Source organism: Paenibacillus sp. FSL K6-1330 (assembly GCF_037976825.1).
Lineage (GTDB): Bacteria > Bacillota > Bacilli > Paenibacillales > Paenibacillaceae > Paenibacillus_AQ.
Genome location: NZ_CP150269.1, coordinates 3,678,832 through 3,691,049, shown reverse-complemented (window position 1 = coordinate 3,691,049; position 12,218 = coordinate 3,678,832). Strand labels below are relative to the sequence as shown.

General features: G+C 44.1%; 9 protein-coding genes. 4 read left to right on the top strand and 5 right to left on the bottom strand.

Features of this window, described 5'->3' with window-relative positions; all coding sequences use genetic code 11:
• Nucleotides 1-329: 329 nt before the first annotated feature.
• The 4 genes from NYE54_RS16660 to NYE54_RS16645 all read left to right on the top strand — a co-directional run bounded on the left by NYE54_RS16660 (nucleotide 330) and on the right by NYE54_RS16645 (nucleotide 5,977).
• Nucleotides 330-1,610 carry an AraC family transcriptional regulator gene (locus NYE54_RS16660; RefSeq protein WP_339273309.1) on the top strand — a complete coding sequence of 427 codons (1,281 nt, stop codon included), beginning with the start codon at nucleotides 330-332 and terminating at the stop codon, nucleotides 1,608-1,610.
• A 583-nt stretch (nucleotides 1,611-2,193) separates the two neighbouring features.
• The gene (locus NYE54_RS16655) at nucleotides 2,194-2,871 is read left to right on the top strand and encodes a response regulator transcription factor (protein WP_339273308.1); all 678 of its coding nucleotides are present in this window, start codon (nucleotides 2,194-2,196) and stop codon (nucleotides 2,869-2,871) included.
• A gap of 69 nt (nucleotides 2,872-2,940) precedes the next feature.
• Nucleotides 2,941-4,686 carry a DUF885 domain-containing protein gene (locus NYE54_RS16650; RefSeq protein ID WP_339273306.1) on the top strand — a complete coding sequence of 582 codons (1,746 nt, stop codon included), beginning with the start codon at nucleotides 2,941-2,943 and terminating at the stop codon, nucleotides 4,684-4,686.
• Between the two features lie 19 nt (nucleotides 4,687-4,705).
• Nucleotides 4,706-5,977, top strand: coding sequence for a HAMP domain-containing sensor histidine kinase (locus NYE54_RS16645; protein WP_339273305.1), 1,272 nt, complete (start codon nucleotides 4,706-4,708; stop codon nucleotides 5,975-5,977).
• A 199-nt stretch (nucleotides 5,978-6,176) separates the two neighbouring features.
• Here the strand turns inward: NYE54_RS16645 and xerS are convergent, their stop codons facing one another.
• From xerS to NYE54_RS16620, 5 genes are all read right to left on the bottom strand, one after another.
• Nucleotides 6,177-7,262 (bottom strand): tyrosine recombinase XerS, encoded by a 1,086-nt coding sequence (gene xerS, locus NYE54_RS16640; protein WP_339273303.1) that lies wholly within the window; start codon nucleotides 7,260-7,262, stop codon nucleotides 6,177-6,179.
• 359 nt (nucleotides 7,263-7,621) lie between these two features.
• Nucleotides 7,622-8,380: a DUF4367 domain-containing protein gene (locus NYE54_RS16635; RefSeq protein WP_339273302.1), complete on the bottom strand. Its 759-nt coding sequence runs from the start codon at nucleotides 8,378-8,380 to the stop codon at nucleotides 7,622-7,624.
• A gap of 402 nt (nucleotides 8,381-8,782) precedes the next feature.
• On the bottom strand, nucleotides 8,783-9,538 hold the full coding sequence (locus tag NYE54_RS16630; protein WP_339273300.1) for a DUF4367 domain-containing protein: 756 nt from the start codon (nucleotides 9,536-9,538) through the stop codon (nucleotides 8,783-8,785).
• A 258-nt stretch (nucleotides 9,539-9,796) separates the two neighbouring features.
• Nucleotides 9,797-11,503 (bottom strand): DUF4179 domain-containing protein, encoded by a 1,707-nt coding sequence (locus tag NYE54_RS16625; RefSeq protein ID WP_339273299.1) that lies wholly within the window; start codon nucleotides 11,501-11,503, stop codon nucleotides 9,797-9,799.
• Entirely contained in the window at nucleotides 11,451-12,056 is a 606-nt protein-coding gene (locus NYE54_RS16620) for an RNA polymerase sigma factor (protein ID WP_339273297.1), read from the bottom strand. The genes NYE54_RS16625 and NYE54_RS16620 overlap by 53 nt, the downstream gene beginning before the upstream one ends.
• Nucleotides 12,057-12,218: the final 162 nt, after the last annotated feature.

The window sequence follows — 12,218 nt, the reverse complement described above, 5'->3', positions numbered from 1 at the left end:
AGTTCTTGTCATTAATGTATCAAGTTCTTGTCATCCTGTCGGGGGACAAGAACTAGTCCCATAGAAAGTCGCTAATTTAGCGGCTTTTTTGTTTTATCGGTACAAGTTCTTGTCCCGAGTCGAGGACAAGAACTTGTACCGATTGCCGAAATGGACAAGGACATGAGCCGATTACCGATTAGATATGTATCTAACTGGGTTTCCATGCAATTTCATTAAGTTAACGGGCAGGATTACGTACTAACCGTGTTTCTCCGCCGATATGAGAAAAAACATCGAGAAACCAATTGTTCTCCATGCTACAATGAACGCCATGGAGGTGCACATCCATGGACTATAAGCAAAGAATTCAATCCGTACTTAATTATATCGAATCGCATGTGCAGGAAGACATTCCGAGTGAGTCGCTTGTAGCGTTAGCCGGCTTCTCTAAGTCACATTTTTTGCGTGTGTTTGAGGCGTACACCGGCTTCACCGTCATGTCATATGTACGCGGTCGCAAATTAGATCTTGCTGCCGAACGATTAAGGAATAGCAATGATAAAATAACGGAGATCGCATATGACTACGGCTTCGAATCCCATGATGTATTCGGAAGAGCTTTCAAACGCGTGTATGGAATAACACCAGAAAACTATCGGAGGGGACGGTTTCTTTTGCCTACATTCCACGCTGTTAATCTCGCACTGCAGCAACAGGGAGCTGAAGCCTTGATAAAAACCAAGCCACATACGATGATCGTAACAAAACCAGCGATGAAACTAATTGGGATAGAATGCCGATTTGAAGATGGTGTATCTTCGCCCGATCTGTGGAAACAGTATTTCTATGAATGGCAACAAACTTTCGGCAATATCGCACATTTGCGGGTTGAGCCAGAAAAAGAAATTGATTATGCACTGACTGTAGATCGAGACGAAAGCGGGTACACTTATTTTATCGGGATCGAAGTGACAAGCGTAGACCATGTACCGTCAGGGACCATAGCACGTCTCATCCCTAAAACGAAATATGCCAGGTTCACAGCGATTGGACCAGTTGGGGAGTCGATAGGACGAACGTATGACCATATTTTCAAGGAATGGTTTCCAAGCTCGTCGTTTCAAACAGCTCCCGGTCCAATCATGGAACACTATGATATGCGTTGTGCTACCCATCTCGGTATACCACCTGAAAAGCATGAAATGGATATTTACATCCCAATCGAACCCGTCAAAACAGAAACAAAAGAAATTATTGAACTTCAACCTTACCGAGCAGCATATTACAAGGCTGTCGGCACGAAGGGATGGAACTGGCACCAAGTAAAGAAAGAAGCATTTGACGTCATGATCGCTTGGACATTATCGCAAGGTATTGATCAATCTAATCTGCGAATTCGAGCGCATAACAACGGAGGTGCTCCGGAGGAAGATTTCTATTACGAGGTTTATGTGGACGTTACAGGGATAGATGTCTCGATAACAGAGGATTCACTTGTCAGCCTGATAGATTTTGAAGGCGGATTGTTTGTCGTCACTCCCACACTTCATCGTATGTTGGAGCCGACAGGAGAAGCATTTTTCAAATGGTTTGACCAGCAGGAGAAATATAAGATGACGGGTAATTGATTCGAAGAATTCTTAATTCATGGCAAAAAAATCACTTTGGACACACTTATCAGGATACATTTCGAAGCGAAGAGATTGTTGGTTACTGAACTGGACTAACGGGAAACGATAGCTCAATAAAACAATGGAGGCAGCTAACCAACGTGATCGGCTGCCATTGTTCAGCTAACAGAATTGTCGGGGGACTTGTCCTCTGATTAAAGAACGTTATTGTCGAGGGACAAGAACATGCTCCCATTGAAAGTCGCTAATTTAGCGGCTTTTTTATTTTATCGGTACATGTTCTTGTCCCGAGCCAAGGACAAGAACATGTGCCGATTCCCGATTAGATAAGTATCTAACTGAAGTTTACAGCTAATGCAATCAGCTAACCGGTAGGATAATTTGAAGGGCTTGTGATGTTTTGTTTGCTTTTAATGGTGTATTCGAAATAATTATTGGTATTATCTAGTTGTATTTAAAAAAATACTGGCAAGGAATTGCTAGACCGGTAAGAGTAAGTGGAAATATTATTAGTAACAGACTCACAGACCTATTAAAATATGTTACACTATCCCATATTTGTTCATCCATGGAGGAACTTATGAAGCTGTTGATCGTAGAGGATGATATTGGAATATCGTATACAGTTGCAAGAGTTATGCAGGATGAAGGGCATAAAGTTACGGAGTGTCATAACGGAGAAGAGGGCCTGCATCACGCATTGTACGGCGAGTTCGATTTAATTATTTTGGATATTATGCTGCCTAAGGTTGATGGATTTACGTTCATCCAAGAGCTGAGGCAGCAAAGAGTTGATACCCCGATTCTTTGTCTGACGGCAAAAGACGGATTAAACGACAGGGTAAAGGGGTTAACGATCGGAGCGGACGATTATGTGGTGAAGCCATTCGAGATTCCAGAGCTGATCGTCAGAGCTAAAGTGCTGATGCGCCGTTATGGCAAGGTTAATCAAGAAGAGCAGATTAGCTACGGGCCGATTGCTATTCAAGTTAGAAATCGAGCAATAACGGTCACAGGAGAAGAGCTGACTTTAACAGAAAAGGAATATGAGCTGCTTGAGTACCTGCTCATGAATAAAGAGCAGATCGTGACGAAGGAGCAAATCTATAACCGAATTTGGGGACTCGATTCGGAAGCGGGAATTGGCATCGTTGAGCTCTATGTCCATTATCTTCGGAAGAAGCTGTCTTCATGGCATGCCGATCAATATATTCAAACCGTAAGAGGTTTGGGCTACATACTTAGAATAAACGAGTAGTTTTTCAAATGGAAATCAAAGGTTCATCTTATATATTCTTCTTATACTCTATAGAGGGGAGATTAATGCATGAACCTTGTAAGACAGATGTTTAAGAACACCAGATTGACTATTTTATTGATAGCAGGACTACTTGTCTTGCTGACTGTAGGTGGTTTGTTATGGCCGGATCAACATAAATCAGAGGACTTCGGCACCATGATTCAGAAGATGGCGATTGATACGCTTAAGCATGACCCTGAGAAACAGCTTTATTTTGACGTGAAAAATGTGGAGGGAATCCGATGGGATCCCACTAAGCTTACGGACCTGTCGGATGCCGATTACGAACAATTAAACGAAGAGAGAAATGGTTTTCTTAAAAAATTGAATGACTATGATTCTACCAAGCTTTCCCCGGAAGACAAACTCACCTACGATATCCTCAAATGGAACCTGAGCGCGGAGCTGCAAGTATATAAATATTGGGATTTGGACACGAATGACTACCTTTCCCTATCCACTTTTCCGCCGTTTTTCGCGAACAACTATCCGATTCGCAATCAAGCAGATGCAAAAAATTATATCGTTGCGCTAAACGGATTTTCGGATAAAGTCGCGCATGTCATAGATAGAATCCAAGACAGACGGGCGAAAGGTATTGTCCCTGCTTCTGAATTTCTTAAGGAAATGCTTACGAGTTACAGCAATTTGCGAGATACGGAACCGGAAGAAACGATTCTGTACAGTTTATATGCAGAGAAATTAACCGAGTTAAAACTCGATCTCTCCGAAGAGGAGAAGCTAAAAAAAGCGTTAGCGCAAACCCTAACCGATCATGTACTGGCTTCTTACGGCAAACTTGCCGATATGATCGAGAACGATCTTATGAAACAAGCACCCGTGAGCCAAGGAATCTGGAGTCAGCCGGGCGGCAGCGAGTATTATTCTGCAAGGCTCAAACTTACTACGGGTACGGACCTCAGTCCTCAGGAAATGCACGAGATCGCTAAACGCAAGGTAGAAGAGATCGTGAAGGAGCTAAGAAGTGGGGCTTCGGGTCAAGCACAGACCACATCTGCAGCCAGATTCCTAACCGGAGATGAATTACTGCAAGCGTTAAATAGCAGTCTGTCGGATGCCACGCCCTACTTGTCCGATTGGTTTGAAGAGGAGCTTATCCCGAACCATCCAGTAGATGTGCGACCGTATTCGGCTCTTTTCGCGTCGGCAGGTGGAATGTATATCCCCTTATCTATAGATGGTGATAGGAGCGGGAGATTTGTCATTCCGCTCGAAAACCCGACCTCCGAAGAAATGGTTAAAATGCTTGCGTTGCATGAGGGTATTCCAGGACATCACTTTCAATTTTCGATTCAATATGATCAACCAACCATTCCATTAATCCGCAAAATAACGATGACGCATGGATACGTAGAGGGATGGGCGGTCTATATGGAAAGCTTATGCGCGGAGAAGGGCTTGCTTGATCGGAACAAGGTACTAATCCGTTTGGCAAATCTTTCCATAGGTACCGTGATAGATACGGGTATCCATGGGCTGAAGTGGACAAGAGAACAAGCTAATGAGTATCTGGTGAGTGTCATCGGAATGGGGGACGATGCTTTTATCGACAGTGTCATTGCCTATCCGGGACAAAAAGGAAACTATGCAATCGGATCGGAGCAATTTCAATCCCTTCGAGAGAAGGCGGAAAGCGAACTCGGGGATCGCTTCGATATCAAGGCATTTCATTCCGTTCTTCTTCGAAACGGTAATATGCCATTTCCGATATTGGAGCAGCAAGTGAATCAATACATCAAATCCGCCAAATAAAAGGAGAGCAGACCCCGGTATGATTAAACGCACGCTAGTACGAATGACGATATGGAACAGCACGGTCGTATTTTGCTTGCTCATCATGCTGGGGGGAGCGTTATACGGGCTGGCTCGCTATCGGATCTATTCCGACATTGACCGTCAGCTGGTGTTTAATATTGACAACATGTATCAAACTTCTCTAAATAACGGGGAGAAAGTCACTAGCATTGATTCGAAGGATCCGGAACGTTTTATGATGGCATTTTATTGGGATTCCAACGGTACCTTGATTCAAAGCGTATATTATAAATGGCCATATATTCTATTGAGTTCAATGCTTCGGGAAAAACAAAACCACATGGGACCCGAGTCGATACGCGTGGGTAAGAAAACCTATCGATTCGTGAGCAGACCCTATCAAGGCAATTTGCCAGTAGTCGAGGAGCTGTCTAACACACCTTTAAAAACAGTTCAGATATTTACGGAAATTTCTGCCGAGATGTATTATTTGAATCGGTTATTATGGAGTATTAGTATCGGAATCGGCATCGGCGCGTTATTATCTATCATCTCAGGTTACGCATTGGCTAGACGGGCGCTCATTCCGATTCAGAAGGCTTGGGACAAGCAGCAGCAATTCGTTGCAGATGCCTCTCACGAGTTGAGGAGTCCGCTTTCGGTCGTCCGAGGGCAAACGCAAATCTTGTTACGCCATCCCGATCATACGATTGAGGAAGAAAGCGCTCCAATTTCAGCCATTCTGAAAGAAACCAAAAGAATGAGCAACATGGTAGACGGGCTGCTTCTTCTGACAAGAGGCGATTCTCATGAGGAAGTCATCTTATACAACCCTGTGCGAGTTGACGGGATTATTAAAGAGATTGCAAAAAATATGGAACCGATAATGGATTACAAGCAGTTGCGGTTACAGCTTCATGTCGAAGGCCCGGAATTTCTCATAAATGGAGATGAGGATCGTCTCATACAATTGTTCATGATTTTGTTGGACAATGCTATTAAATTTACACAGTCGGATGGGCAAATCGATCTTGAGTGTATTAGGCAGGGGAAATCAGTTCTCGTAACCATCAAGGATAACGGAGTGGGTATTTCGGAACACGAATTGCCACTCATCTTTAATCGCTTTTACAAAGGAGATTCCTCTAGAAATAGAGGGGATCATGGAGCGGGTCTAGGGCTATCGATTGCGCGTTGGATCGTTGATCAACATCAAGGTTCTGTCCACATTAGCAGCGGGGTAGGGTGTGGTACGACCGTTATGATTCGTTTTCCAGAGATTAGTTAAATAATAGAGTTGAATAGGAGCCGACCAGATAATCGGCTTCCGTTTTCATTAAGCTAAAGGGGAGTATCTGGGGTAATGCTGTCGGGTAGGTAGTGATAAATCGATTGAGTGTAGTTAAATAACTTTATCTACATATGTACAAAATACGAGTTTTGTGTAAAAGCATTAAAGAAACGACCGTGCAACGGCCATTTTTGCATCAATCGTATAATTTCATCTTATCCATATTATTGACGGCTTTTCTCATCTCTTCATCTGTTAAATGCGTGTAAATCATCGTTGTCTGAATCGACGAATGTCCCAGCTGATTCTTCAGCTTCGGCACGTCGTTGTTCTCACGATGATAACGTGTTGCAAATGAGTGTCTCAAGGAATGCACCGTCAATGCCGGCTTACCAAACGCTGCAGCGTATTTTTCAATCAGCTTTTCGATCGACCTTGGCGTCAACCGCCGGCTTTGGCCTTTGCGTCCGATCGGCGCTGCTATAAACAGGTAATTTTCCGATTTTTCCGGTTTATACCTAGCTTCGCGGATCTTCAAATAGCTCTCCAGGTCCAACAATGCTTGCAGGCTAAAGTATACATATTGCTCTTTATTGCCTTTACGCAGCACACGCACTTGGCCTTTGTTCATATCCATATCCTCGATGTTAATTCCCGCTACTTCGGATAAACGCAGTCCGGAGCCGAGAATTAGCGAAACGATCGCCGTATCCCGTTCCCGGTTAAATTCATGAAAGCGCTGTAAACGTTTATTGGTTTTATGGAGTTCCCCAAAATCATGAGCCACAAACTGACGGAACTTCTCGAGATCGTCTTCCCGCAAAATTTTGCCTTCAATCCGGTAAGCGATCGTTTCCTGGCTTTCCTTAATTGGATTAAAGTCGATTTTGGCCATGACATTTCGCTGAATATATGGCTTGAGATCCGGAGTTTCGGCCTTGTTTTGAAGATAATCAAACAGCGATTTTAATGCAGACAACTTCCGGTTGATCGTATATTTGTTGTTATCCAATTGATATTCCAAATAATACAGAAAATTTTCGACTTCACGGACGGTCAGGGATTCGAGTACGGACATTTCAATGTTTTTGCGATCATGGATGTTCGATTTAACTGATACAAGCCAATCAAAAAAGATGAGGTAATCGTGACAGTAGTTCAGCAGCGTCGTATGCGACAGTTTGCGTTTTCGGCCATCGATGTATTCGGTCACATACCACGGGAGCTCAGCACTCTTGGCTTCCACGCGTTTCATATAATGCAGCTTCGCAATTTTATCCACTTATTGCCAACCTCCCTTGTTTCCAGAGTAACTTATTTATAATTATTCGTCAAATTATTATTTTACGTAATTATTTTGTGTGGTATTCCAGGATCCTAATAAAGAATCATTGACTAAAAAACTAAACGACCGTTCCCAGATGGAATTCAGGGAAACGGCAGCAGCATATACTGTCTTTTTTATTCTGTTTCTATTTGAAACACTGCCAGCGGTCTCGTGATCTGTCCATACGAAAAAGCCGGTCAGATCCATAATTTGATCTGACCGGCTTCCTTAGAACCCTTGCTAAGTATGCCTGCATTATCCTTGCATCGCTAGCTTTCTACATCTGAATCATTGCAGATAAAGCGTAATCCGCCTTACTTCTTAACAGCCGTCTCTGCAAACTTGATCAAGTCTTCTTTGGTGAGCGGGTTGCCCGGATTGGTTGAGATGTTGTATACATGATCCTCATCTGACCAACTCAGGACATTTCTAACCCATTCAGGATGCTTCTTGGCTGTCTCGGCGTCATAATTGTCCGATGTGTAGTACCGGTATTCGCCGCTCGACTTATCCTTGTTGATCTTGTGGGATACTTGCATTTGCAAATTGTCTTTTCCGTTTGCAAAATTTAGATTGATTTCGCCCATTTCCTTCCAGTCGAACTTTTTGTAATAAACGCCTTTTCCTTGGGCCTCAGCTTCAGCTTTCACTTCTTTTTGGTACTCCGCGCGATTCTTGGCAATCGGAGGCTGGATGTTTCCTTTCACAAAATTATATCCTTCAGGCAGACCTTCCGGCTCTTGAAGCACAGGACCTTGCAGTTTGGTTGCCTGGTTCAGGTAATCCTCATAGTTTGTGAAATGGAACATATCCAGGTAATACAAGAATTCAGAACCGCCATTGAGATTTTTATCGCTTACGTACAAGAGATACATATCTCCTGTATTTTTTTGCTGCAGTTTTTGGCTGAGTTCTTTCTTCGCCGCTTCAACTGCCTTCTGATCAGCAGCTGGAGCTTTCGCTGTAGCCGCCTGTGCGGAATTTTTGACTGTTGCTGCCTCCGTCATATTTGCGGTGCCAAACAGCATCGCGATACCTGTTGCTACTACAGCTGCCTTCATTGCGTATTTCATGTGAAAATTTCTCCTCTCTTTTTTGCATATCTTGTTTAATAAAGTGTGAAGACTGGACTCTATCTTTTTTGGGGCCCCTTTGTGCCAGCTTCTATGATATAAACACACCCCAGGAAAATTTGGTTCATTCTTTTTGGACAATTCCAGGAGAAATATCAATAGGTTATGAAATTCCAATAAGTGAGCTGCAGCGTACGGATCGGCCGGCGATAACTATGGGACCTGAGACGTTGCCATCCGAGAAAGGAAGCAGGCTGATAGATAAGGAGAACAAAACAATACAAAAGCCAGCCAGACCCTTATAGGATCCGACTGGCTTTCCTTCGTGCCCTTGCTATATATAACCGCTTAGTTTCCAAAGCTTCTTTCCTGCTCTATGCGGTAAGCCATAACTAAGCCATTTTATTTCTTTACCGCCGTTTTTGCGAGTTTAATCATTTCTTCTTTCGTAAGCGGATTCCCCGGATTGGTTGTGATGTTGTAAACATAATCCTGGTCCGACCATGTCAGCGTGTTTCTGACCATGTCAGGGATTTTCTTGGCTGTCTTGGCATCCACTTTTTCTGATTTAATGTATCGGTATCCATTGCTGGCTGCATCTTTGTCAATCTTGTGGGATACTTGCATTTGTATATTGTCTTTTCCGTTGGCAAATTCCAGATTGATCTCGCCTATTTCCTTCCACTCAATCTTCTTGAAGTAAGCGGCTTTTCCTTTTGCCTCCGATTTGACTTCCTTCTCGTATTTATCCTTATTTGCCACAATAGGAGGCTGGATATTGCCTTTAACAAATTGATATCCTTCAGGCAGGTCATCCGGCTTCTTTATCGTTGGACCCTTCAGCTTACCTGCTTGGTTTAGATAATCCTCATATGATTTGAACTGGAACATGTTCATATAATACATAAATTCAGAGCCGCCATTCAGCGCTTTATCCCGTACGTACAGGATATATAAATCTCCTGGGTTCTTCAGGGCGAATTTCTTGGAAAGTTCCGCTTTGACGGCCTCAACAGCCTTATTATCAGCAGCCGACAACTTTGCCGCCTGTGCCGATTTATTGGTAGCCTTGCTAGCAACAGCTTCCGTCATATTCACTGATCCCATCAACATCGTGATCCCTGCTGCGACAACCGCCGCTTTCATTGCTTTTTTCATATGTATTTCCCCTCTCCTTTGCACCTTGAGCGTATTCTATTAAAAAGGTCGTAAGAACATCTGGCCGCCATCATTAGGAACCTCTGCCGTGCCAGCTTCTATGATATAGACACAGCTCAGAAAAATTTGGTTCATTTATTTAAAAAAAACCGCAATCCTGCATTTTTTTCCTCAGCTCTTCCTTCTATATCTTCGTTTGAATGTGGTTAAAACTGCAAACAAGCTGACGCCAATTAGAATCGACGCCAGCTTGTCATGTTATTGCAGCTTCAGTTTAGTATTTAGGTCAGGATGCCATATATGATATACCTTGATGTAAAGTTCAAGATCAGTTCCTTCAAACCCCGGGAAGACATTAACACGCTCGTTGGAGACCCATGGAGTGCTTCCCTCTATATAAACAATTCTGGAGAGAATTTGTTCACCCTCCTGTTGATAATAAGTTTGATCAACACCTCCGAATCGTTCATTCGTACTGCCGGTTTCCACATAGAGTTTTCCGTTTGCTTTGTAATACGTCCACTTCACGGGATAACCTTCAACGTCAGTGGTAATCGTTTGTTTTTCACCAGATATATTCTGAAGCATAACCGGCTGCGCGTAATCTAGCTTCGACTCATTTTCATTTTGCAGCATTAGTTCCATCGGCGTATCAGGCGTAATGTGAAGATCCGGCGGAACATCAAACAGGAGCGTCTTCATGTGAGCTTCAATTTCTTCGTCGCCCCCGTTCCCCAATGTCATGTATCCTTCGAGCTTCCGGCCGTTGATGGACAAAAAGGCATTTTGGTAGATTGGGTATTGATGCGCCTTTGGGGTCTCGACCTCAATCCGGATACCTGTCGGCCTAATAATCAGCTTGCGAATCGTGGAAGTTCCAAACGACGTTTCAAAAGGAATATTCAGTTCTCGCGTAGCCGAGGCATTTAAAGATTTCTCTTTGTTCAGGTTTAAAGTGCCGACATCCCACACGCCGTCTATTTTTTGCCCCTCCGCCAAGTAAACCAAATCGAATGTGATGCCTTTCTGGTTGATATCTTTCCAACGATAATAATCGATCGATCCATAAACGCCATCCGCATCCGGCCAAGCCGCACTCAGCCTCTTCGATTTCACCAGTTTACCGTCTTTCATTACCTGGATTCTCGGCGAGGCCGTATCTGCCGCCTGCTTATTCATGTATCTAAGGGATGACTTGATCAGCACCCCCTCCGCCCCTTGATTCACCACCTCGATGTTCAAAGCGTCGATCCCTTCCTTTTTAATCGGGAAGGTCTGGATGCCATTTTGTGAAGGGTCCAGGTTAAGCGGAACCCGCTTGTCACGATACTCCTGCAGCCCCCGCACAATAAATTGCACATCCGTCTCTACGCCGGGAAATGTCCAAGCCGTTTCGAAGAAACCGTTATATTGCTTATTCTCCGTGTCCCATCTATGCGAGTAATATCCTGTTTTCCAATTCATCTCCATCGCCCGTCCGCCCTTAACTTGCGCGATTGTCTCTCCGTCCGCCCTACGGAGTTCTACTTCGGAAAATCCCCACTCCCGCGCCTGTTCGTCTTCCGGATCAAAACTGTACAGCAGCGTGGTCCCATTGTCATCGGACATCGCCGAATCAATCGTAAAGGTGATGCCGCTTGCGGTAACACTTTTGTTAAGCGTTTGTCCGAATCCTTGATTAAGCGCCGACTTCAATCCCGGACGCGATGTAAAATCCCATTTCCCCGACATGGATGCCAGCACTGGGGTTGCAACAATAACAAAAGCAATTGATGACAAAAAAGCAAGACGGCGCCCATGCAAAAATCCAGTACGCTTTGTCCGTTTAACCACTGCAGGCGCTTGTTCCTGTTGCCTGTCAGCCTCAATTTTAAGCCACATCGCGTCAAAGTCCGGGTAGGTGTGGTTGCCTTCACCGCCCAGTTGCTGTGCAAGAACTTTCTCCTCGGGTGCCTGCTTGCTCATATTCCGCACCATCCTTTCCTCTGATCGTTTGTTTTTTGGCGATCTGCCCTAGCGGAAGATCTTCCTCATCGAGCTCGTCCATCATGGTCTTCATCAGCTTCAGCCCTTTATTTAGGCGGGATTTCACCGTGCCGAGCGGAATACGGAGTACCTCTGCGATATCCGCCAAGGGCAGATCATTGGTGAAGCGGAGCATGACAACAACTTTGATTTTATTCGGCAGCAAGTCCATACGGCGTTTCCATTCATCCTTCGTCTCCTGTTGCTCTACAAGAGCTAGCGAGGACGGCGCCGCCTTTTCCCGCTGGAATATAAGAAGCAAATTCTCTTTCATGCGTCTTGTCTTGCTTGCCCGCAGATGGTTTAAACAATGATTGACGGTAATGCGCATCAGCCATGTTTTGAGATATTCCACCCGCTCCCAGCCGGAGGCTAACGCCTTTATAAATACTTCTTGACATACATCCTCGGCATCTGACGCATTGCGCAGCATATAGTAACAGGTTCTATATACGTCTTTGTTATACCGTTCAAAAAACTCCCTGTCCGTCAAGCAGGCTCTCCACCTTTCTTGTACTCTACTATATTAAGTTAACAACTCAGAGAAAAAAAAGGTTCATTTCCTAATACTCATAGTTTACATTGTAAATATAAAACAGCCAGTCATCCGATTCTTTCCGGCTGACTGGCTGTTATGATTTTAGCTTACTGTCTC

Bases quoted from the DNA above. Each gene is read 5' to 3' on its own strand.
- NYE54_RS16660 (WP_339273309.1), top strand. From the start codon at position 330: ATGGACTATAAGCAAAGAATTCAATCCGTACTTAATTATATCGAATCG.
- NYE54_RS16655 (WP_339273308.1), top strand. From the start codon at position 2,194: ATGAAGCTGTTGATCGTAGAGGATGATATTGGAATATCGTATACAGTT.
- NYE54_RS16650 (WP_339273306.1), top strand. From the start codon at position 2,941: ATGAACCTTGTAAGACAGATGTTTAAGAACACCAGATTGACTATTTTA.
- NYE54_RS16645 (WP_339273305.1), top strand. From the start codon at position 4,706: ATGATTAAACGCACGCTAGTACGAATGACGATATGGAACAGCACGGTC.
- NYE54_RS16635 (WP_339273302.1), bottom strand. From the start codon at position 8,380: ATGAAATACGCAATGAAGGCAGCTGTAGTAGCAACAGGTATCGCGATG.
- NYE54_RS16630 (WP_339273300.1), bottom strand. From the start codon at position 9,538: ATGAAAAAAGCAATGAAAGCGGCGGTTGTCGCAGCAGGGATCACGATG.
- NYE54_RS16625 (WP_339273299.1), bottom strand. From the start codon at position 11,503: ATGAGCAAGCAGGCACCCGAGGAGAAAGTTCTTGCACAGCAACTGGGC.